Below are 24496 nucleotides of genomic sequence, written 5' to 3'. Positions count from 1 at the left end.
TTGTGAACCTTTGCCATTGTTAATAAAAGTTTAAATGTATACAATTTAATCAATGAAACCGATTACAAATAGTTGGAGGGTTTAATAATGGCAGAATTAAAATTAGATCACATTTATAAAATTTATGATAATAACGTAACAGCTGTAAAAGATTTTAATCTTCATATTGAAGACAAAGAATTTATCGTATTCGTTGGTCCTTCTGGATGCGGTAAATCAACAACTCTTCGAATGATCGCTGGATTAGAAGATATTTCAAAAGGTGATTTCTTTATTGACGGCAAGCGTGTAAATGATGTTCAGCCAAAAGATCGTGACATCGCAATGGTATTCCAAAACTACGCACTATACCCACATATGACTGTATATGATAATATGGCTTTTGGGTTAAAATTACGTAAGTTTGACAAAGCAGAAATCGATCGTCGTGTAAAAGATGCTGCACGTATTTTAGGTCTTGAAGAATATTTAAATCGTAAACCAAAGGCTTTATCTGGTGGACAACGTCAACGTGTAGCACTTGGTCGTGCGATTGTACGTGATGCAAAAGTATTCTTAATGGACGAGCCATTATCAAACTTAGATGCTAAATTACGTGTTGCAATGCGTTCTGAGATTTCAAAATTACATCAACGTCTTCAAACAACAACTATTTATGTAACTCACGATCAAACTGAAGCAATGACAATGGCTACACGTTTAGTCGTAATGAAAGATGGTATTATTCAACAAGTAGGTACACCTAAGGAAGTTTATGATCGCCCTGAAAACGTATTCGTTGGTGGATTTATTGGATCACCTGCAATGAACTTTGTTTCTGGTAAAGTTGAAGATGGTCACTTTAACTTAGGCAGCAAAAAAGTTGCGATCCCTGAAGGAAAAATGAAAACATTACGTGAGAATGGATATGTTGGAAAAGAAGTTATTTTAGGTGTACGTCCTGAAGATTTACATGACGAACCTGTATTTATTGAAGCATCTCAAGGTACAGTACTTGATTTAAAAATTGAAGTAGCTGAGCTTTTAGGAGCAGAATCAATGCTTTACACTAACTTTGAAGGTAATACATTAGTAGCTAGATTAGACGCACGTTCAACATTTACACATGGTCAAGTAATTAAATTAGCAGTAGATATGAACAAAGTTCATTTCTTTGATAAAGAAACTGAATCTCGTATTCGATAATTTATAACGAATAAGGCATAAAATAACGCGGTACCATTTTAATTGGTACTGCGTTATCTTATTTTCTCAATAATTTTTAGAAATCCTTCGTTACAATCTGGACAATTAAACATATGAGTACAATACTGATTTGAATTATGTTCAGTTAATCCATCAGCTTTTGCTGAAATGTCATAATCTAAATATGGACTATATTTATCTTCGTAATCAACTGCTCTTCCTTTATCTTCACAATGATTTTCACAAATAGGACATTTTAATTTATAATGCTCAATCCCATTGCACAATGGACAAATACCATCCATAAAAATCTCACTCCAATTTCAGTTATTTCATTAAGAAAGGATGGAGATTAATCTCCATCCCTTATTAGCCATAGATATTATTTTGAATAACCACCTAAGCTTTGTTCAGCCATTTGAACTAAACGTTTAGTGATTTCCCCACCTACAGAACCGTTAGCACGAGCTGTAGTATCAGGACCTAAGTTTACTCCAAACTCAGAAGCGATTTCATACTTCATTGCATCTAATGCTGATTGAGCACCAGCTACTACTAAGTTGTTGCTGCTATTGTTGTTTGCCATGTTGTCTCACCTCCTTAAGTAGTGTAATGATAGTATGACTCTAATCGATTAACATATGTATGTTTAGCGAATGTAAATTTTGGAAATAGCAAATTTACTGTTTCCCATCATTTTAGACATAAAAAAAAGCACTAGATCAACATCTAGTACTAGTTTTCTACACTACTTTGTAAAATATTTCATCTTAAAGTTACTGTATTAATTGTAAAAATTGTTTTGTCCTTGCATGTTTAGGATGCTCTAAAACATCTCTAGGATGACCTTGTTCAACGATATAACCACCGTCCATAAAAATGACTTCGTCCGCTACATCACGAGCAAACTTCATTTCATGTGTAACGACAATCATTGTCATTCCCTCTTCTGCTAACTCCTTCATTACCTTTAAAACTTCTTGTACAAGCTCTGGATCTAATGCTGAAGTTGGTTCATCAAATAAAATGACTGTTGGTTCTAATGCTAACGCTCTAGCAATCCCTACACGCTGTTGCTGACCACCTGAAAGTTGATGTGGTAATAAATTTATTTTATCTTCTAATCCTACTTTAGTAAGTAAGTCAATTGCTTTCTTTTTGGCAACATCTTTTTTTATTTTTTGTACAGTTACTAAACCTTCCATTACATTTTCTAACGCTGTTAAGTGAGGAAATAAATGATGTTGTTGAAAAACCATACCTGTTTTACTTCTTAACGAAATAATTTCTTTTTTCGTAACTTTATTAGAAAAATCTAATGTCTGTTCATCTATTGTGATTTTTCCATCTGTTGGATGCTCCAGTACATTAATACATCTTAAAAATGTCGTTTTCCCAGAACCAGAAGGGCCGATAATAGCAGTAACAGTACCTTTTTTTACGTTTAAGCTAACATCTTTTAAAACTTCTAATTCACCAAAACTTTTTTTTATATTTTCTAGTTTTATCATAAGTTCTTCCTCCATTACTTAGCAACATAGCGTTCAACTCGAGCTTCTAATCGACCTTGAATGACTGAAAGGAAGAAGCAAATTATCCAATAGATGATTGCAGCCTCTGTATAAACAACTAAAAATTTATAGTTTGTTGCAGCTATTTCCTGAGCTGTTCTAAACATCTCAGTTACTAAAATTAATGAAGCTAAAGAAGTATCTTTTACTAAACTAATAAAAGTATTTGATAACGGCGGTAATGAAACTCTAGCCGCTTGAGGAATAATAATTCGTTTTAATGTTTGATTATATGTCATACCAATCGAATAAGCAGCTTCCCATTGACCTTTATCAATCGACTGAATAGATCCTCTAATAATTTCAGATGCATATGCACCAACGCTTAATGAAAAACCAATAATAGCAGAAATATAAGGTGATATTGTTACATTTATTGAAGGTAAACCATAAAAAATAATAAATAATTGTACTAAAAGAGGTGTCCCTCTAATGATTGAAACATAAAATTTTGCTACACCATTTAAGAATTTATTACCTGACAGACGGAAAAGTGCCGTAATAAATGCTAATACAAGACCTACTACAAATGTAATGATTGTTAATGGAATAGTACCTATTAAAGCAGTTTTAACCATTGGAAGGAAAGAATCCTTCGCAATGGTTAAATTGTCTGCCCACTCTGGGGAAAGTAAATTATTTAAGTCCATCTTTACCGAACCATTTTTGTACTATTTCATCATACTTCCCGTCTTTTTTCATATCTGCAAGTGCTTTGTCCACTGCTTTTACTAATGAATCATCATCTTTACGGAACATAAATCCACTATTAGAAGCATCATTTTCTAAAGCTGCAATTTTAACTTTCTTGTCGCCAGTTTCTTTTAAATAGTTTTGAATTGATAATTTATCGTTGATTGTAACATCTGCACGACCAGATTCAATTAATTGAATTGCTTGGCTAAACCCTTCTACACCAACTAATTTAGCTCCATATTTTTTAGCTAGATCACCATAATTACTTGTTAATGATTGAGCAGCATTTAAGCCTTTAATTTCATCAAATGAGTTAATTTTTGAATCAGATTTGACAACTAATGCACCAGATGAAGTAATATATGGCTCAGAGAAATAATATTTTTTCTCACGATCAGGTCTTATACCAACTTCATTTGCGATCATGTCAAAGCGTTTTGCATCTAAACCTGCAAACATTGCATCCCATTGAGTTTCAAAATATTTTGGTTTTACACCTAAACGTTTTGCAACTTCATTTGATAAATCTACATCGAAACCTGTTAATTTACCAGATTTATCATGGAACGTGAAAGGTGCATATGTACCTTCAGTCCCAATTTTTAACTCTCCGCTATCCTTAACTTGAGTTAATAAATCTTTTCCTTTTGCAGTTTCTTCTTTTTTATTTGTATTGCAGCCTGTCATAACACCTGCTGCTAAAAATAACGAACCTAATGTTAAACCAATTTTCTTAATATTCATTCTTTAATCTCCCTTAACCTTATCGGAATTGTTTGTTTTGGATTGTGTGTCTTAAATATATTGCATGTATAAAAAAATTACAACAAAAAAATCTTATATTTTTATTATTTTTCTTTTTGTCATTTTAATTCTATTTTTATGATTGAAAAACAAATATCTAAAAACCGTGTATTCCACCTTACTTTAACTCCTTGATCATTTGCTGAAAAAAGTATATATGAATGATTTCCACTACAAGTCCTCGCTTTCCATAGGGCATGAGCAAAACCTCCTGCATTTTCCAAAGGAGTCAAGAAATATATGTTCCAGAACAAAAACCAAAAAACTCGGCTCCTAAGAACCGAGTTTACTTTGCAAATTTTGGTGGTTTATTTTTACAATTACACTTTGTATTCTTCTATTTTGAACTTCTTTAACGATGAAGGTTAAATTTTTATATTGAAGTAATTCTCCATTTTTCGGTATATGTTTAAAACTTTCAAATAACCATCCGCCTAATGTTAAATATCTACTATTCGGTTTTTTTATGTTAAACCGATTAAAAAAACTAGATAAGTCAATTGAGGCTTGGAATTGGTATTCATTTTCATTTATTTGGAAAAAATCATCCTCTAACTCGTCAAATTCATCTCTAATTTCTCCAACGAGTTCTTCTATTATGTCTTCAAGTGTAACAATACCGGATGTTCCTCCAAATTCATCCATTACAATAGCTAAATGTGCATTTTGTTTTTGAAGAATTTTTAGCACGGTAGAAATCTTCATTGTTTCAATCACAAAAATCGGCTCTCTAATCAGTTCATGAATATTAACAGATTGTTTTTGTATTAATTGCGTTAAAAATTCCCTTTCAGAAATTACACCTATTATATGATCTATATCCTGCTCATAAACTGGAATTCTAGAATAGCGTTCTTGTAAAAATAAATTACAAATAAAATCAGTGGATTCATTTATATCAACTGCTACAACATTTGTTCGTGGTGTCAAAATGTCATTTACCTTTTTTTCTTTAAAAGTGATCGTTCTTAAAAATAATTCATCTTCGTACAATTTAAATTCTTCTTCAACATCAAATAGATCATTATGAGTTAATAAATGTTTTTCTTTAAAATGAACATTTGTTAATTCCACCTTTGATTTCCTAAAAAAAAGTCGGTTAATATAGTTTAAAAAATTTTTTATACCATTTCCCGAGGGAGCATCTGACAAGCACTTCACACCCTTATAACAAATTTTTAAAATATTAACTATCGACAATCCTTTACAAATATTTAATCTATATGTATTCATTACAGGTAAAATTATGCAAAAAAAAAGCCTCCAACTTTAGAAAAGTAGAGGGGGGAAAAATGAGGTATTGTACGAAACGATTAAAAAATAAGCTGATTTAAATAGTTATTCATACAACTAATAGAAGATATGGAACCTCTGCTCAAATCAACCTTACAACCTTATTTTATAATAAAAGAAATTCAAATGGCGATGGAAGTTGTTAACTTTTTGTGAATTATTGTACAAAGTTTAACATGGTGGTGTAAAAGCGTTAAGTAACCAAAAAAGAAGGTATAATATTATACCTTCTCTTTGATCTTATCTTTATGATTGAACTGCCTGAATAAACTCATTTTTTTTTATTTCAACTAATTTAACTTGATGTGAATCTAATTCAACAACTTTGAATTCAAAGTCCTCAAATACGACAGATTCACCTTGTTGGATGTCGTGATTTTGGGTTAAAATCCACCCACCAATTGTATCAACATCGTCTTCCTCAACATATAGACCGAATAAATCATTAATTTCAGTAATTAATACTTTACCATCTACAATTTTATGCGATTCTGAAATATGTTGAACGGCTGGTTTTTCATCATCATCATATTCGTCACGTATTTCCCCAACAATCTCCTCAAGAATATCTTCCATTGTTAATAAACCCGCTGTTCCACCATATTCATCATACAGTATTGCAAGTGGAATACGTTTTTTTTGCATTAACAATAATAAATCATGGATTGCGATTGTTTCAATTACTTGGATAACTGGGCGAGTATAATTTGCGAAATCGTATGTTTTTTCAACTTTTCCATCAAGATAGCGAATAAAAAAGTCTTTTACATTTACCATACCTAAAATATCATCTTTATCTTCGCCAAAAACTGGGTAACGTGTATATTTTTCATTTTTAATGATTTCGATTTGTTCTTCGATTGGGTCTTCTGCATATAAACCGATAATTTCAGTACGAGGGACCATAATTTCTTTTGCAAGTCGGTTATCGAATTCAAAAATATTATTTAAATATTTATACTCTGCCTGATTAATCTCTCCACTTTCAAAGCTTTCAGATAAAATAATTCTCAATTCTTCCTCAGTATGAACCTCTTCTGATTCTGATGCTGGCTTAACTCCAAATAATCCTGTAAAAAATCTTGCAGAACTATTTAATGCCCAAATAAATGGGTAAGCTATTTTATAAAAGACAATAAGTGGCGTAGAAAGTATTAGTGTGATCGATTCAGCTTTTTGGATAGCAACCGTTTTAGGTGCTAGCTCACCAATTACAACGTGAATAAATGTCATAAATGAGAAAGCTAAAATAAACGAAATAGTTGTAGCGATTGTTCCGTTTAATCCAAGAAATTCTACGACTGGGTGTATAAGATGCTCAAATGTTGGTTCACCTAAATAACCTAATCCTAAAGCTGTAACCGTAATACCTAATTGACAAGCTGATAAATATTCATCTAAACTCGTCGTAACCTTTTTAGCAGCTACTGCACCTCGCTTTTTTTCGGCTACTAGTTGATCAATTCTACTTGATCTAACTTTCACTATCGCAAATTCTGCTGCTACGAAAAAGCCTGTAAGTGCGATTAAAACTGCAATCATAAACAAGTTAACTATGTCCAATGACGAACTCGAGTATATTACTCGAGTATTCACCTCCTGAGAATTTCAATCTACAAAAATATAAAATTATTATTTTACTTACTTAATAGATTACCATAATTTAGTAAAACACACATATTTTATAGCTTTAATAAATTGTTAAGTTTTCATTATTTTATAAAATGTTTCAATGTTTCAAATAACGGAAATGTATGATGTGACAATGAATCTACTAAAGCATTTTTTTCACAATCATTCATACCCGAAATAACTGGTACTAATTGAGCTAATTTAGCTTCAAGCTCAATAATTTGATTTGATATTTGTTGAATTTGCTCAAAAACAGAATTTTTTTGATTATAATTAGCATGCAATAAATCTTTTATCTCTTCTAAGGATATTCTCATTTTTTTACAATGTTCAATAAATCTAAGGTTCTCAATTGCCTCTGTGGAATAATATCGATAGTTTGATTCAGATCGTTTTGCTTCTAGTAACCCTAATTTTGTATAATAATCAATTGTTCTTTTTGAAACTTGAGCTATTTCAGCTAACTCACCAATGCGATACTCGATCCCAAGTGACAACCCTCCCCATTTTAAGTAATATTACTATTATATAATTTAGAAACTATACAGTCAAACGTTACAGTTCTACATAATTCTCATTTTAGGTATGTTCGTTTATAAACCACTTAATTCTCATTTTAGGTATGTTCGTTTATAAACCACTTAAGTCCCCTAGTTTTTCAAATACAAAAAGAGGATCCCGATTAATGGTACACTCATGGGACATCCTCTATTTATTTTATTCATTCAATCTTCAAATAAGCTAAGGAAAACATCGGTAATTTCAGGATCAAATTGGATTCCTTTGTTATTTTCAATTTCCTTTAAGCAGTCTTCTAAAGACATCCCCTTACGATATAATCGATTTGAGATCATTGCATCATAGCTATCAGCAATTGCAACGATTCTAGCAGTTAAAGGTATTTGATTACCCTTTAGTCCTTCTGGATATCCTTTTCCATCGTATCGTTCATGATGGTATAAAACGATATCAAGGATCCCATTTTCATTAAAAATATCAATATGTTTAATGATGTCATATCCAATCACAGGATGTTTTTTTATTGTATTATATTCATCCTCAGTTAATTTACCATCCTTCATTAAAATATGCTCTGGAATGCCAATTTTACCAATATCATGTAGTAGCCCTCCTTGATGGATTACTCCACATAAACTATTCGATAATTTCATTTTTTTTGCAATTTTATAAGCCATATTAGCAACACACTCTGAGTGATGTGCAGTATAATTGTCTCTGGAATCCAACGCGTTTGAAAGAGCTAATATTAACTCGATTGAGCCAGTTTTAACTCTTTGGTAGTGTTTCATTAAGCCGACTGATATGTACGTGATTAAGTAATATGTAATTAAGTAACTTATAATATACCCTGATTGAGGAACTAAATAATATCTAGAAAGCATTATTATTGTAGAAACTAAAATGATAAACCAATTAGGGTAGTTGTAGAAACCTAGACCAAATATGACTGTATCCAACATGTACAAAAAATAAAAACTATCACTTTTTTCAGAACAAATTAGATTTAATACTATACTAAGTACAAAAGTAATGTAAAAAACATAACGAAAGTAAGCTGGATTGTTAAACCATTTATAAAACATTTAAACTCCCTTAAATACAATATATCCATTAAATTTTCCATTATCTTCTATAACTATGCAAATTATTTGTCAACCGAATAATTAAGCGTTTTATTTTTTGAAAATTCACTCAACCTAGATACTGCATCTATAACATTCCATGCCATTAGTCCGAAAATAAAAATTTTTTGTGAAATTTTTATTATTTTATTTCATCTTTTATTGACCAACGTATATCGGTGGTTTAAAGTTAGAATATTAAAAAAATAACTAGTGAGGATGATTATTATGGAACGCGTCTTTAATTTTTCCGCTGGCCCATCTGTCTTACCTGTTCCTGTATTGGAAAAAGTACAAAAGGAGCTTGTTTCTTACGGTACTTCTGGTATGTCAGTTATGGAAATGAGTCATCGTTCGGCTGAATTTGAAGGAATAATTAAGAAATGTGAAAGCTTATTACGTGAACTTTTAGAAATCCCATCAAACTATAAAGTGTTATTTTTACAAGGTGGAGCATCAACTCAATTTTCCATGATTCCACTAAATTTATTAAGTAAGTATAAAAAAGCTGCTTATATTAATACAGGAACTTGGTCAAAAAAAGCAATCTCTGAAGCGAAAAAATATGGAGATGTTGATGTTATTGCATCGTCTGAGGATGAAAATTTTTCCTATATTCCTAATTTAGAAGATTTATCCCTTTTTGATCCTTATGATTATTTACATATTACAACGAATAACACAATTGAAGGGACAAAATACTCTGCTTACCCTAAAACAAATTCTCCATTAGTTGCAGACTTTTCTTCAAATATTCTTTCTGAACCGATTGATGTTTCACAATTCGGTTTAATTTATGCTGGAGCACAAAAAAACATCGGTCCAGCAGGTTTAACAATTGTCATCGTTAGAGACGATTTGATTGGAAGTGCTAGTAAAAATTGCCCAACAATGCTCGACTATAAAACACATGTAGAAGCCTCTTCACTTTATAATACACCTCCTACATTTAGCATTTATGTAGCGATGCTAGTTTTAGAATGGATTAAAGAATCAGGTGGTTTAAATAGTATTTATCAAAAAAATCTTTTAAAAGCTCGATTATTATATGATTTTATCGATCAATCTGACTTGTTCTCTTCACCAGTTAGAAAAGAGAACAGATCACTAATGAATATTCCATTTACATCAACTTCTGATGAATTAAATAAACAATTTCTTGCTCAGGCAAATTCAGCTGGCTTAGTGAATCTTGAGGGTCATCGATCAGTTGGGGGAATGAGAGCTAGTATTTATAATGCGATGCCATTAGAAGGCGTTGAAAAATTAGTTGATTTTATGAGTAATTTTGAAAAGAAAATATTAGAGGAGATTGTAAGATGATAAAAATTCAAACATTAAATAATATTTCTGAGCATGGAATCAAAGAATTTTCTTTGGAAAACTATTACGTTAACAATCAATTAAATGAACCAGATGGAATTCTTTTAAGAAGCCATAGCATGCATGAAATGAGCATACCAAGCAGTGTCAAAGCAATCGCAAGGGCTGGCGCTGGTGTGAATAATATTCCAATTGATGAATGTACTTCAAGAGGAATTGTTGTATTTAATACGCCTGGTGCAAATGCAAATGCAGTTAAAGAACTAGTTCTCACAAGTTTATTCCTTTCTTCAAGACGAATTATTGAAGGAATTGAGTGGACTCGTTCTTTATTTGGTGAAGAAAATGTTTCAAAAATTGTAGAAGCTGGTAAAAAAGAGTTTGCAGGAACAGAGATTGCAGGAAAAAAATTAGGTATTATTGGTTTAGGTGCAATTGGTGCACTTGTAGCAAATGACGCGCTTGCGTTAGATATGGAAGTATATGGTTATGATCCTTATATTTCAGTTGAAACTGCATGGCGATTATCTAGGAATGTGCAAAGAATTGATAATTTAGAGCAGATTTTTTCAATATGCGATTATATTACAATCCATGTGCCTTTAACTCCTGAAACAAAAGCATTTGTGAATGAAAAGCTTTTATCAGTAATGAAAAAAGGTTCAAAATTACTTAATTTTTCACGCTCTGAATTAGTAGATGATACTGCGCTAGAATATGCGCTCAATAACGGAACTGTAGGAGCTTATGTGACTGATTTTCCAAATGAAAAAGTGATTGGAATGAAGAATGTCATACCAATTCCTCATTTAGGAGCATCAACAACTGAATCAGAGGAAAACTGTGCCCGTATGGCTGCAAAACAATTAAAAAATTATTTGGAAACAGGTAATATAAAGAACTCAGTTAATTTTCCAAATGTAGAATTACCATACACAGGGAAAAAACGAATTACAATTGCACATAAAAACATTCCAAATATGGTCGGTCAAATAACAGGATTACTAGCAAACTATCAAGTAAATATTGCAGATATGCTTAACCGAAGTAAAGGTGCTTTTGCTTATACAATGATTGATTTGGATGAAACGATCAACGGACCAGTCGAACAGATGTTAAAAGAAATTGAAGGTGTTATTTCAGTAAGAATTATTTAATCAAATGAAAGCGGTAGGTCTCATTGTAGGAGTCCTACCGCTATTACTTATTTATTCAAAACAATTTTCAATAATTGTTGCAACGCCTTCTCCTCCGCCAATACATAGTGTTGCAAGACCGTACTGTGTCTCTCTTCTCTTCATTTCATGAATCAATGTAACTAGTATTCTAGTTCCACTCGCACCAATTGGATGTCCAATTGCAATCGATCCTCCATTTACATTGACAATATTTTCGTCAAAACCACATTCCTTCATAACAGAAAGCGATTGCACAGCAAATGCTTCGTTAGCTTCTATTAATCCTATTTCATTTAATTCAATTGATGATTTTTCCAGTGCTTTTTTAGCTGCAAATGCCGCTCCAATTCCCATTATGCTTGGATCAACGCCTGCACTACTATTTGCAGTAATTTTAACTAATGGTTTGATCCCCAGTTCTCTTGCTTTACTTTCACTCATTAATACAACTGCTGCTGCACCATCATTTATACCCGAGGCATTTGCTGCTGTAACTGTTCCATTTTTTTCGAAGGCAGGTCTTAGTTTGGAAATCTTCTCTACTGTAGCACCGAATTTCGGATACTCATCCTCTTTAAAAATGACTGGCTCCTTCTTTCGTTGCGGAATTTCAATCGCAACAATTTCATCTTCAAATTTACCAGCCTTAATTGCACTTTCAGCTTTTTGTTGGCTATTTACCGCAAACTCATCTTGTTTTTCTCTAGAAACTTCATAACGAACTGCTAAGTTTTCAGCTGTGTTTCCCATATGATAATCATTAAACGCACACCATAGTCCGTCTGCAATCATACTATCAACAATCTTTTGATCGCCCATTCTATACCCATCTCTTGCACCTTTAAGTAAATAAGGAGCTTGACTCATATTTTCCATACCGCCAGCAACGATTATATCTGCATCTCCTGTTAATATTGCTTGAGTGGCCAAATGGATTGATTTTAATCCAGAGCCACAAACTTTATTTATTGTCATTGCAGAGATCGTATTTGGAAGGCCTGCCTTTAATGCTGATTGTCTAGCTGGATTTTGACCTAAACCTGCTTGAAGTACATTCCCCATTATGACTTCATCAACCTGGCTTTCTTGAATACCGGCTCTATTAATCGCTTCTTTAATAACTTTAGCACCTAATTCAACTGCACTTACATCTTTCAAAGTACCACTGAAACTTCCGATCGCAGTTCTAACGGCACTAACAATGACAACGTTCTCACTCATTTAATTTCCTCCTTTTTTTTCATCCGTATTAACCAAACAACATGCAATCTTTTAACTTTTTATGTTATAAGCTTTACATTTTTCATAAAAAGTTGACTTGCTTATTTCTAATAATTTTGCAGCTTCAATTTTATTTCCTTTGGATTCAATTAAAGCTCTCTTAATTGCTTCCATTTCGGTCTCTTCAATCATTTCTTTTAACGATTTTAATGAGTTTTGATTAGTTAATTGAGATGCATTTTTTTCGAATTCGACTGTGTTTTTTGGATTGGTTGGATTTTCATATAAATAAAGAGGCAATTGCTTCGGTGTAATCACTTTACCATTTAGGACATTTATGCATCTCTCAAGTACGTTTTCTAGTTCTCGAATATTTCCTGGCCAATGATGTGACTTAAGAATTTGAAAAACTTCATTTGAAATTTGAATTCCGTTTCGATGAAATTTCCTTTCGAGTTTTTTTATTAACGAATCTGCTATGAGAGGTAAATCATTTATCCTTGATCTAAGTGGAGGAATGTCTATTTTAATTACATTTAAGCGGTAATACAAATCTTGGCGGAATTCTTTTAATACGACCATCTTTTCAAGATTTCGATGTGTAGCGGCAATGACTCTTACATCAATTGAAATAGGAGAACTTCCACCAACTCTTTCAATCTCTCTTTCTTGAAGTACACGCAGTAATTTACTTTGCATATGCAAAGACATATCACCAATTTCGTCTAGGAAAATTGTTCCTCGGTTCGCAATCTCGAATTTTCCTTTTTTCCCGCCTCTTTTTGCACCTGTAAAAGCACCTTCTTCATAACCAAAAAGTTCTGATTCTAGTAAATGCTCTGGAATCGAAGCACAATTTACTCGTACAAACGGAAAGTTTCTTCTTGGACTAGCATCATGAATGGCATGTGCAAATAATTCCTTACCAGTACCAGATTCCCCAAATAGTAAGATTGCAGATGAACTTGCAGATACTTGCTCTGCCAAATTTTTTGCAGCATTAAAGACTGGGGTATCACCAATTATTTGATTGAAGTTATATTTACTACTCAATTCTTTCTCATATTTTCTTTTATAATAGTTTAATTCTTCTACTAAAGGTTCCACTTTTTTAGAATACTCAAGCCACTCTTGGGCATTTCGGAACATTACGGTCCCGACAGCGCCTACTAATGCATCACCTACATATAGCGGATAACGATTTGCTAGCATTTCAGTATTTTTTATTGGATGGATCTCTGCCACCTCAGCCTGACCTGTTTTTGCGACGATATGCATTCTTGAATTTTCAATTACATCTTCTACAGGCATACCAATCACTTCATCAGAAGTACGCCCAACAAACTCACAATACGATTCATTCATATACAAAACTTTTCCTTCGCGGTTCACAACCACAATCCACTCAGTTGCAAGATTAATAATCTCGGAAATCCAATCAGAAGGAAGACTCTCTAACATACTATTCATACTATACCTCACTTAAAGTAGTAGGGAACTAGAAAGGATAAGAGCAGGAATATCCCCTGCTCTAGCCTTTCAATCTTATCCTGCCCTACTGGACTGTATATCCTGCATCTATCACATTCGCTTGACCTGTAATCCCGCCAGTATATTCACTAGCAAGAAATACTGTATAATTTGCAATTTCTTTTACTGTTAGTAATCTTTTTTGAGGTACTAATGGATAAATTACTTCTTCAATTACACTTTCAATTGGTACATTTCTTGTTTTTGCTAAGTCAGCCAACTGATTTTGAACTAGAGGTGTATCAACATAGCCTGGGCAAATTGCATTGACTGTAATACCGTCACTTGCCCCTTCTAATGCAGCAACCTTTGTTAAACCAATAACGCCATGCTTCGCAGAATTATAAGCTGCTTTACCAGCGAATCCTATTAATCCATTGATTGAGGCCATATTAATAATGCGACCATATTTTTGCTTTTTCATAATAGGAAATGCATGTTTAATACTAATAAAAGGTGCAGTTAACATGACCTTAATTAGTAATTCAAATTTTTCAGTAGGAAAATCTTCGATTGATGAAACGTATTGTAAACCAGCATTGTTTATTAAAATATGTAATTCACCAAATTGATCGATTACTTTATGAAACGTGTCTACTACTTGTTCTTCATTTGTTACATCACATGCATAACCGATTGCATTAAACCCTAGCTCTTGTAATGAAGTAGCTGACTTTTGAACATTTTCCTCATTTAAGTCGGTTAAGATAACTGTTGCTCCTTGCTCTGCAAAGGTTTTGGCTATTTCAAAACCAATTCCACTACCAGCACCAGTGATCAGTGCAACCTTCTCAGAAAGCATTTGCTGCATTTGTATGCCTCCTTTTAGAGATTAGTTCACATTATTTAATAACTTCGGACTAATTGTAAATGTAGCTTCTGTCTTTTCAGTAATTTCCTGAATTGTTGCTTCTCCAACGCATTCTACTAGAACCATACCTTTTTCTGTAAAATCAAATACAGCTAATTCAGTAATCAGTCTATGAACTACGCCTTTTCCAGTTAAAGGTAAAGTACATGCCTTTTTAACTTTACTTTCACCATATTTATTGACATGTTCCATCACAACGACAATTTTCTTAGCTCCATTTACTAAGTCCATCGCACCACCCATACCTTTTACCATTTTCCCTGGGATCATCCAGTTAGCAAGATCACCAGTTTCAGAGACTTCCATACCACCTAAAATAGCTAAATCGATATGACCTCCTCTAATCATTGCAAAAGATTCAGCACTATCAAAATAAGAAGCTCCCTTAGCTGCAGTTACTGTTTCTTTCCCCGCGTTGATTAAGTCAGCGTCTAGTTCAGCTTCTGTTGGGTATGGCCCGATGCCTAGTAAACCATTTTCAGATTGAAGCATTACTTCAATGCCTTCTGGAAGATAGTTTGCTAATAAAGTAGGTAGTCCAATTCCTAGGTTTACATACATACCATCTTGAATTTCTTTAACCGCAGTTTGAATAATTAATTGACGAATATCTTTCATGTTATTTGCCTCCTATACTCCTGTAGTCATTCTACGTTCAATTCGTTTTTCGTATGTTTCACCGTGGAATACGTGTTGTACATAAATGCTCGGTGTATGAATTGCATCAGCGTCAAGTTCTCCAACTTCTACTACTTCTTCAACTTCTGCAATTGTGATTTTTCCAGCCATCGCTGCAAGTGGATTAAAGTTACGAGCAGTTTTTCTAAAAATTAGATTCCCTTGCTTATCAGCTTTCCACGCTTTAACAAATGCAAAGTCCCCTACGATTCCCTCTTCTAATAAATAAGTTCTTCCATTGAATACTTTATGTTCTTTTCCTTCTGCAATTGGTGTACCTACACCTGTTGCTGTATAGAATCCTGGGATTCCAGCACCGCCTGCACGAATACGTTCAGCTAGAGTTCCTTGAGGAACAAGCTCTACTTCAAGTTCTCCACTTAAGAACTGCTTTTCAAAAATTTTATTTTCTCCAACATATGAAGAAACCATCTTTTTAATTTGTTTATTTGCAAGTAGAAGACCAAGACCCCAATCGTCTACTCCACAGTTATTACTTACAATTGTTAAATCCTTTGTCCCTTTATCTCGTAATGCTAAAATCATTTTTTCAGGAATACCGCAAAGACCAAAGCCACCGACAATAATCGTAGCTCCATCATGAATTTGTGAAACAACCTCTTCAACTGAAGTAATTACCTTATTCTTGCCCATTATTTTGCTCCCTTCAAAAGTAAGATTAGTAGTTTAACATTCTTAAACAAGTCCTGTAAGTTTAAATACTGCAATGATTAAGAATACTGCAACTGTTTTAATGATTGTTATTGCAAAAATATCTTTATATGACTGGCGATGTGTTAAACCAGTTACAGCTAATAATGTGATGACTGCACCATTATGAGGCAAAGTATCCATACCACCTGATGCCATTGAAATGACACGATGCATTACTTCTGGTGGGATATTGTATTTATTAATTGCCTCGATATATTTATCAGACATTGCACTAAGTGCAATCCCCATACCACCCGATGCAGATCCCGTAATACCTGCTAATGTTGTCGTTGTCACAGCTCCATTTACTAAAGGATCGGTAAATGTATGAGAGATCCCTTTACTTACCATTCCAAAGCCAGGTAAAGCAGCGATTACTCCACCAAAACCATATTCAGCACCAGTATTCATCGAAGCAAGTAGTGCTCCACCAATGCTTGCATTCATACCTGTCTTTAGATTTGTGCGGATATTCTTATAGCCATAAATCATCGCTGAAAGAATCCCAATAATTAGCGCACATTCAACTGACCAAATACCAACAACTGCAGGAATTTGAACAACCCCAAAAGCTTCTAGCCCGATTGATTTAAAGTCGAACCCATTTGGATACCATTTTGGGAATGAAACAACAAAAAATTTATTTGAAAATCCAACTAATAATAGTGGAACAAATGCTAAAATCTGTTTTAAAACTGGTGTAGGAGTATTGGTCGTTAATGAAGGAACTTCTGTTTGAGTTTCATTTGCAGCAGCTAGTTCTCCATTAAATCCTAAATAACCTTCACCTGCTTTTTCTGCTTTTTTACGTCTTGATTCTAAGTACCAAAGACCAACAGCAAGTACAAAAACAGCAGCTAAAATACCTAAAAATGGTGCCGCATAAATATCTGTTTTGAAAAATGTAGTTGGGATAACATTTTGAATTTGCGGTGTTCCTGGCAATGCATCCATCGTAAATGTAAACGCACCAAGTGCAATTGTTCCAGGAATCAAACGTTTTGGAATATTACCTTCACGGAATAAGTTTGCAGCAAATGGATAAATAGCAAATACGACAACAAACAAGCTTACTCCACTATATGTTAAAACTGCTCCCATTAATACAATCGCTAAAATCGCTCTTTTTGCTCCAACTAATTGAATAATCGTTTTTGCAATCGATTCAGCAATTCCAGACATTTCGACGACTTTACCAAAAATTGCACCAAGTAAAAATACTGGAAAATATAGCTTGATGAAACCAACCATTTTTTCCATAAAAATATTACTAAAGAATGGAAGAATATAACTTGGTTCAGTTAAAAGTACTGCAAATAATGCACAAATGGGTGCAAATAAAATAACAGAAAACCCTCGATAAGCAACAAACATTAAAAGTCCTAATGCTAATAAAATAATTAAGATTTCCATAATAACCTCCTTGTTATCTTTACGTATTGGCACTTATTGATAACGCTTTCAAATACTTTTTTTCGATTTGAATTCCACTATTTACTGTTTTTAGCTCCTTTCAACGGATTGTCCTTCTGCTAATTAAACTAGCAAATAGTGTGCCAAGTTATTATAGAACGTGCATAGACTGTTGGATAAATTTTTAAGACTGTGCCCTCACACTGTATATTTATTTTATAATTCTAATAATATTAAGTTAATTTATAATTTTCAATTATTTTTTAACGAGGTTTTTCCGAAATTTCGGAATTTCTCTTCAACAAAATTCCGAAAACCTGGAAATTCCAGAAATTCGGAATTTTATTTTTTGAACATTTTATGAACTTTTTATAATGAAGAATAATGATGAATTAATTTTTTCATCCAATCATGTACTTCTAAAAATTGGAACCCTTCTATTTTAGCTTTCTCATTACTCAATGATTGATCGCTATAAGCATCAAATGGTGATTGATGTTCGACTGCTCCATGAGAGTTAATCATAGCCTTTTTTCCAGTTTCCTTTTCACAAATGTTTATTATTTCCTGAAAAGTGATCTCACCATTAGAGCACGCATTAAAAGGACCACTTTTAATCGATTCATTTTCACCTAACCAAAGTAAAAACTCCGCGGTTTCATCAGAATCGATAAAGGTCATCTCTTTGTTTAAATCAGATATAATGATTTCTTCATTTTTTGAAATTTTATCAACATGGAAGAATAATCTCTTCGTATAATCATCCGGTCCTAATACGATTGGAAATCTTGCCGCAAACACTGGAAAGTCTGCTTCTTGATACAAAACAGCCTCACAAAGACGCTTCCCTTCCGCATAAGAATATTTATGATCATTGTTATACTTAATAGGATAATGGTAAGGATCAAAGTCAGTTTCTACATGATTTAATCCCGTATCATAAACCGCTAAAGATGAAGTGAAAATATATCTTCCAACATGATTCGTTATTAGTTTAATAATTTCCTTCGCTTCATTTGGAGTATAACAAATATTATCATAGACAATGTCCCAATTATGTTTACTTAACTTTTCCATTGTCTCAGGGTTTCGACGGTCGATTACAAAACGACTAACCCGATCTCCGAAGTGATCTTCTGTTAATCCTCTTGTTGCAATTGATACATCATAGCCTCTATCGATTAGTTTATGAACAAGTCGTTTTCCAAAAAATCTTGTTCCACCTAATACTAAAACCTTTTTCATTTTTTAACCTCCAAACAAAAAAATACCCATATTACTAATTCGCCATAAAACTACAAATCACCTTTTTTATATAGGAAACTTCTAAGTTCGTATTCTAGATTACTGGTTATGCCCTTAATTAAAAAGAGAGCCAAAAGTCAGTGGCTCTCCATTTTTATTACTATTTGTTTACAATAACAGTTTCAGTTGCAACACTCACATTTCCTGCAGCATCCTTGGCAGTTACAGAAATGACCTTTCCAATGTATTCTCCATATGATTTATGAGGTATGTCTAAACTGAAATTTCCATTTTTATCTGCTTGTACTTCTGTCACTACATCGTTGAATTTAATAGCCACTGTTGCATTTGCTTCGGTTTTTCCAGTGATCGTTTGATCTTTTTTTGTTACTTTATTAACGATTGGTGCGTCTGGTGCAGTACGATCTAATACAACAATCGAAGCTGGTTCACTTTGATTTTCAGACGCATCAGTAGCACTAACTGTTAATACACTGTCTGCAACTTGGGGTTTAATTTGAATACTATAGTTACCATTTGCATCAGTTTTTCCTGAACCTATTACAGTACTATTATTTTTTACAACAATATTAACGTTAGAATTTGCTTTACCTGTAATCTTTGTATCATTATCATCTATTACGTCAATTGTTGGTGTTAACAGTAATGTCTTCATCTCAATTACGTTTGAATTTCCACCGTTAAGTGTACCGTTTAAACCGCCATTAACAACTAATCTAAAACGATAGAAAGTACTATCACTTAAACCTGTAACTTTCGCACTAGTTGAGCTAACTGTGATTGGTGTATCAAGGTTTGCATCTGTCCAAGTAGTTGGCCACGTGATACCATCATTGCTTGATTGCTGCTGAATTTTCAATCCTCCCCATACTCCAGCTGGATCTACAGCTAACCAATTCAGTGTAACTGAGTTTGCATGTTTCGAATCAACTTTAAACGTATTTACATTACTATAAACTTTCGCCTTATTAAAGATATCTGTTGCATACACATCTTTACCATCAACTTTTGTGACTACTTTTGGTGTAATGGTAGCATCTGGGTTTGTTTTGCCGAAATTAGTTGCCACAAACTGCATATCCTTACTATCAACAATACCGTCTTTATTTAAATCTTCTACTGGATAGTTTACACTATTTTGTTGACCCATTTTATCAGATACTTGCTTTGCATCAAGAACGTCAATTACACCGTCGCCTGTTACATCTCCAGCTGAACCGTATGGTTGAGTTCCTGCGATGAATCTGCGCTCTGCAATATCCTCACCCCATGGTGATTTATTACCAAGTGTAACAGTTTGTATACTCTTTAAGTGTCCTGGTCCTTCCACAATGAAATTGATTGGATCTTTTGAAAGTGGAATGCCTTTGATATTGATGTAGCCTTTACTATCAATTGTACCTGGTATTTTCGTTCCGTCCTTTAGTTGTGCGTACCCTTTAGCACCAATACTATCCATTTGCAGTGAATAATTATTTTTTAACCCTTCTAATTTCACGTACGATTGTACTAGTGAATGCTTCGGAACGATTTGGAATTTATTTAATCGGCCAAAAGCTGGAATTTTTTTCTCTTCATCACTACCGTACTGTGTCATATTAAACGTTGTTGTGTCATCATCTTGTGTCAATTTCGCTGCCATAATATCCCACATGTCATCTGTCACTTTAAATGTCACATCTAAGAATGGACTATCACCATTGAATCCTTTAAAGTCTGCTCCACCAGTTAAATGAGCCCCAATCTTTAAGTCTTTCGCGTTTTCTGGGTAATCAATACTTGGTGTTGCTACTGGTGTATCCACATTTACTTTGACACCATTTTGGTCTGCCCACTTTTGGAATGCTGGGTTGACCGTTACACCTTGTAGGTCGAAGTTACCATGGTAATACATCCCAGTATATGTTCCTGACATCATGTCTTTCACATTGTTTAGGTTTAACGTCATCGTGATCGTATCGTTTAATGAAACTTTTTCTTTGTTATATGAAGGTACCATATACGATGACCCTTTTTTAATAAACGCGTACTCATGGAAATCATTGATAAGCTCCACGTTACGTGCTGTATCACTTGGCATTAAGGTAATCGTTGTTGGACCATTTTCGATATCTGATTTTTCAACACCGAATTTTGTATCACCGTTCGCATCAACTGGGAAATCTCCTTCTGGGTACCAAATGCTATTGTGATAGTACCAAAGCGTATTATCTGATTGCGTCATGCCAAGGGGAGCCAATTTTGCTGTCCCTTCATCCGATAAATTAGCGTGAACCCAGAATGCGTTGTACGTGTTGCCGTCTTGTTTTTCATCGGTAAAATCTTTGTCTTCTAACTCGTACACACCTGGTGCATGGTCTTTATACGTTAAAGTCGGTAACGTGTTGTCCACCACAAACAATTGTGATTGTTCATACGTTTTTGCTTTCATGTCAGTCGTATCAGTTGTTCGAATTTTCAACGTATATTGGCCTTCTGTTAGTGTTGCCTTCGTGAACATATTTGTTTTTTCGTCTTTTGGATCCCCAATAAAAGGATAGTACGTACTCGGATCAAAGCTCACAGTCAAATCGGTATCAGTCGGAACTGTGCTCACAGGTAATGGAGAATCAGTTGCTGCACCAATTGGATTGCCGTCTTTGTCATAAATCACAATCCAGAAATACTTCATTGGACTGTTGAAACGGAACCTTAGATAACGCCCTGGATTTCCGTTGAAGTCCGAAAAAATTAACGGTTTTCGAGTCGGAGCAGCTGGAACATCCATTTGTAAATTCCCAACTCCTTTTTCTACCATACGAACTGCCAGTGGCATACGATACGTTTCACTTGGATCATCATGGTTCACGATATTCACATATCCTTCGTAACGACCATATGCAGCCGTGTCTGGTACGTTGATCGTCGCTGTGAAATTCGTTGTTTCGCCAGCTTTTACCGTTACAGATGATAAACTTGCGGAGAACGTCACGCCATTTTTACTTGCATCATTCACCGCTGCACTTGGTTTGATGAACTCAGATGAGATATCAAACGTTTTGTCTTTGTTGCCGCGATTTGTTACTTTTACCGTACGATTGCTCGTGTTGGTAGCGCCGTCTTTTTTGTACACAGCACCAAATGTTAACGAACCTTTTTCGTAATCTAGTGTCACGCTACTACCTGAAGCATTAATCTGTTCAGTTTTATCTTGTGCTTTAAACGAAACATCGTTTTTCACAGCTTTTGCAACGTCAACAAGACCTGCTCCTTGCTCATACACAGAGTAGTTACCGTTTAATTTGCCTGCACTATTAGTAATCGCTGCTTTTACATCAGCTGGTGTATAATTCGGGTGCGCTTGAAGAATCAGCGCTGCAACCCCAGTGATATGTGGTGATGCCATCGATGTACCTGAAATACGTGCATACGCGTTACTGTAATCGACTTTTCCTGGTGAATGTACAAAGTATGGGTACGTAGAGTACACAGACACCCCTGGTGCCACGATATCTGGTTTGATATCATAAGTAGCCGCAACCGGTCCCCTTGAGCTAAAGCTTGCTAAGTGATTTCCTTCTGAAACTGTTGAACCCGTACTCGTAAACGTAATAGAGTGACTTCCTGTTGCACGTAAGCGTTCACCGTCTGCTTTTGTCATACGGAACGTTGGAATAAAGCCCACATCACTTGCTAGGTAATTATCGATATCACCGTCAATATTGTTCGTCATGACCGCTGCCACCGCACCAGCTTTTGCTGCGTTTGTAATCTTTTCCGCTAATCCGTTTGTCCCACGTGCAATCAGTGCCACTTTACCTGTTAAATCAATCGGATTACCACTTGAATCTTTGAAATCCGCTGCTTGCGCTAAGCCTACGTCAACAAAATCATATGTTTTGCCTGCTAAATCAGCAACATGGTCGTTATATCCTTTTCCAAGTAACTTAAAGTTCGTAAATGTTTCGTTTCCTACTTTTGCTGATGCCGTTGGAATACTCATCGCGAAGTCACTTGCCCCAACCGTTATCGCAAACGCTGATGCACCTGGTGTTCCAAGTGTGCCTTCATTTGGACCTGAATTACCAGCTGAAATGACGCACGTTACACCTGCAAGCGTTGCATTGTTGATCGCAATCGCTTCTGCTGATAAAGGATCGTTACTTGCTGCGCCAAGTGATAAATTTATGACTTTCATGCCATCAGCCACCGCTTTGTCAATCCCACCTATAATTGCATCCGAGTATCCTGAACCATAAGGTCCTAGTACGCGGTAATCATATAAATTCACACCAGGTGCAACCCCTTGAGCCGGGAATTCCACGTTCGCTTTACTTTGTGCCGCGATTGTTCCAGAAACATGTGTTCCGTGGTAAGTGATATAATGCTCATACGTTCCATCTGGTTTACCAGCTTTTTCCCAATCGGAAATCGTTGTTTCCATCGGATCAGCATCGTTATCTACAAAGTCCCATCCTTTGACACTCGTTGGGTCCACTTTGCTTGCATCTTCTCCTTGTGTTGCACGGTAGCCTTTATAGACTGTTGTTAAATCCGGGTGGTTGTAATCAACCCCTGTATCAATAACCCCAACGTTCACGCCTTGACCTGTGATACCATCTGTTCGTAACCCGTCGATCCCTGGTAAAGGAATGTAGTTCTCTGGGTAATCATTAGCCGTTGCTTCATTCGCTGAAATCTTCGCTTCAGCTGGATCGATTTTGACGATATCATCATGTAACACACGGTTTACGACACCCGAGTCAAGTAGTTTTTCGACAATGTTACCTGGTAACGTCATCGCCACACCGTTTAACGCATGTGTGTATTCGCGCGTAATTGTAATAGTTGCGTCTGATGAAGCTTTTTCGTCTGAAGGAGTCACGCTTAACGCTGATACACCATTTGGTTTCGCACCAGTTTTTAACCCGTTTACAAACGTTTTAAACTCTTCATGAGATTCCTTCACGGCGCTCTTTTCAGCGATTAGTGTTGTTTTTTCGCCTTCCACTGATTTTTGTAGCACACTGATTTTTGCTGGTGCTTGTTTAAATTCAACAATGACACGAACCGGCTTACTTGTTGTTGTGTCAATTTTTGGCGAAATCTTTACATCACTTTCTTTAGACACTTTCTTTAACGCCTCGATTTGCTCAGCTGTTAAGTCTGGTGTACTTGTGTTTTGTACCAGTGAACCTATTACCGTGTTTTTTGTGCTCGCATTTGGTGTAGCTGCTAGTACGTTAAAAGGAATCATCGAGCTCACGACCAGAGCACTGATCGTTGTTTTAGCTAAACTCGCTTTAAAGCTTTTTTTACTCACACTTTTTTCCCCCATTTTTATAATTTTTTGACAATTTTCTTTCTTTTTTTATTTTAACGTTAGTAAATGACATCGTAAATTGGGGGAATTTCACCAAATTAATTAAAAAAAAATCAGATAATAGGTCATATTTATAGCACTTTTTACTTTGAAGCTTTATAAAACTTTATTTTCAG

General features: G+C 34.6%; 20 protein-coding genes. 3 read left to right on the top strand and 17 right to left on the bottom strand.

What is annotated here, in order from left to right; all coding sequences use genetic code 11:
• Positions 1–87: 87 nt before the first annotated feature.
• Positions 88–1185 (top strand): ABC transporter ATP-binding protein, encoded by a 1098-nt coding sequence (locus ACSBO6_RS04705; protein ID WP_098845727.1) that lies wholly within the window; start codon positions 88–90, stop codon positions 1183–1185.
• Between the two features lie 53 nt (positions 1186–1238).
• Here the strand turns inward: ACSBO6_RS04705 and ACSBO6_RS04700 are convergent, their stop codons facing one another.
• From ACSBO6_RS04700 to ACSBO6_RS04660, 9 genes are all read right to left on the bottom strand, one after another.
• Positions 1239–1490, bottom strand: a complete 252-nt coding sequence (locus ACSBO6_RS04700) for a hypothetical protein (RefSeq protein ID WP_098845728.1) — start codon at positions 1488–1490, stop codon at positions 1239–1241.
• 77 nt (positions 1491–1567) lie between these two features.
• Positions 1568–1771 (bottom strand): alpha/beta-type small acid-soluble spore protein, encoded by a 204-nt coding sequence (locus tag ACSBO6_RS04695; RefSeq protein ID WP_098845729.1) that lies wholly within the window; start codon positions 1769–1771, stop codon positions 1568–1570.
• 190 nt (positions 1772–1961) lie between these two features.
• Complete coding sequence (locus tag ACSBO6_RS04690) at positions 1962–2696, bottom strand: amino acid ABC transporter ATP-binding protein (protein ID WP_498844239.1); 735 nt, start codon at positions 2694–2696, stop codon at positions 1962–1964.
• Positions 2697–2710: 14 nt separating this feature from the next.
• Positions 2711–3406, bottom strand: a complete 696-nt coding sequence (locus ACSBO6_RS04685) for an amino acid ABC transporter permease (protein WP_098845731.1) — start codon at positions 3404–3406, stop codon at positions 2711–2713.
• On the bottom strand, positions 3393–4190 hold the full coding sequence (locus ACSBO6_RS04680) for an amino acid ABC transporter substrate-binding protein (protein WP_498844650.1): 798 nt from the start codon (positions 4188–4190) through the stop codon (positions 3393–3395). The genes ACSBO6_RS04685 and ACSBO6_RS04680 overlap by 14 nt, the downstream gene beginning before the upstream one ends.
• Before the next feature lie 339 nt (positions 4191–4529).
• Positions 4530–5330 (bottom strand): hemolysin family protein, encoded by an 801-nt coding sequence (locus ACSBO6_RS04675; RefSeq protein ID WP_180232894.1) that lies wholly within the window; start codon positions 5328–5330, stop codon positions 4530–4532.
• A 465-nt stretch (positions 5331–5795) separates the two neighbouring features.
• The gene (locus ACSBO6_RS04670; RefSeq protein ID WP_098845734.1) at positions 5796–7112 is read right to left on the bottom strand and encodes a hemolysin family protein; all 1317 of its coding nucleotides are present in this window, start codon (positions 7110–7112) and stop codon (positions 5796–5798) included.
• Positions 7113–7261: 149 nt separating this feature from the next.
• Positions 7262–7678: a MerR family transcriptional regulator gene (locus ACSBO6_RS04665; protein ID WP_498844238.1), complete on the bottom strand. Its 417-nt coding sequence runs from the start codon at positions 7676–7678 to the stop codon at positions 7262–7264.
• A 228-nt stretch (positions 7679–7906) separates the two neighbouring features.
• Positions 7907–8785, bottom strand: a complete 879-nt coding sequence (locus tag ACSBO6_RS04660; protein WP_498844237.1) for an HD-GYP domain-containing protein — start codon at positions 8783–8785, stop codon at positions 7907–7909.
• A 267-nt stretch (positions 8786–9052) separates the two neighbouring features.
• On the opposite strand from ACSBO6_RS04660, the gene serC reads away from it, so the two are divergent.
• Complete coding sequence (gene serC / locus ACSBO6_RS04655) at positions 9053–10147, top strand: 3-phosphoserine/phosphohydroxythreonine transaminase (RefSeq protein WP_098845737.1); 1095 nt, start codon at positions 9053–9055, stop codon at positions 10145–10147.
• Entirely contained in the window at positions 10144–11304 is a 1161-nt protein-coding gene (locus ACSBO6_RS04650; protein ID WP_098845738.1) for a phosphoglycerate dehydrogenase, read from the top strand. The genes serC and ACSBO6_RS04650 overlap by 4 nt, the downstream gene beginning before the upstream one ends.
• A gap of 51 nt (positions 11305–11355) precedes the next feature.
• Here ACSBO6_RS04650 and ACSBO6_RS04645 read toward each other — a convergent pair whose 3' ends face one another.
• From ACSBO6_RS04645 to ACSBO6_RS04610, 8 genes are all read right to left on the bottom strand, one after another.
• On the bottom strand, positions 11356–12546 hold the full coding sequence (locus tag ACSBO6_RS04645) for an acetyl-CoA C-acetyltransferase (RefSeq protein WP_098845739.1): 1191 nt from the start codon (positions 12544–12546) through the stop codon (positions 11356–11358).
• 51 nt (positions 12547–12597) lie between these two features.
• On the bottom strand, positions 12598–14016 hold the full coding sequence (locus ACSBO6_RS04640) for a sigma-54 interaction domain-containing protein (protein WP_498844236.1): 1419 nt from the start codon (positions 14014–14016) through the stop codon (positions 12598–12600).
• A gap of 85 nt (positions 14017–14101) precedes the next feature.
• Positions 14102–14878: a 3-hydroxybutyrate dehydrogenase gene (locus tag ACSBO6_RS04635; RefSeq protein ID WP_098845782.1), complete on the bottom strand. Its 777-nt coding sequence runs from the start codon at positions 14876–14878 to the stop codon at positions 14102–14104.
• Between the two features lie 30 nt (positions 14879–14908).
• Positions 14909–15565 carry a 3-oxoacid CoA-transferase subunit B gene (locus ACSBO6_RS04630; protein WP_098845741.1) on the bottom strand — a complete coding sequence of 219 codons (657 nt, stop codon included), beginning with the start codon at positions 15563–15565 and terminating at the stop codon, positions 14909–14911.
• Between the two features lie 12 nt (positions 15566–15577).
• Entirely contained in the window at positions 15578–16279 is a 702-nt protein-coding gene (locus ACSBO6_RS04625; RefSeq protein ID WP_025568519.1) for a CoA transferase subunit A, read from the bottom strand.
• A 42-nt stretch (positions 16280–16321) separates the two neighbouring features.
• Positions 16322–17752, bottom strand: coding sequence for a GntP family permease (locus ACSBO6_RS04620; RefSeq protein ID WP_098845742.1), 1431 nt, complete (start codon positions 17750–17752; stop codon positions 16322–16324).
• Positions 17753–18121: 369 nt separating this feature from the next.
• Positions 18122–18997: an NAD-dependent epimerase/dehydratase family protein gene (locus ACSBO6_RS04615; protein ID WP_098845743.1), complete on the bottom strand. Its 876-nt coding sequence runs from the start codon at positions 18995–18997 to the stop codon at positions 18122–18124.
• A gap of 160 nt (positions 18998–19157) precedes the next feature.
• A complete protein-coding gene (locus ACSBO6_RS04610; protein ID WP_180232895.1) occupies positions 19158–24320 on the bottom strand; it encodes a S8 family serine peptidase in 5163 nt (1720 codons plus the stop codon).
• Between the last annotated feature and the right edge of the window lie 176 nt (positions 24321–24496).

Source organism: Bacillus sp. AL-1R (genome assembly GCF_052180195.1).
Lineage (GTDB): Bacteria > Bacillota > Bacilli > Bacillales > Bacillaceae_G > Gottfriedia.
This window is presented reverse-complemented; position numbering and strand designations above follow the sequence as displayed.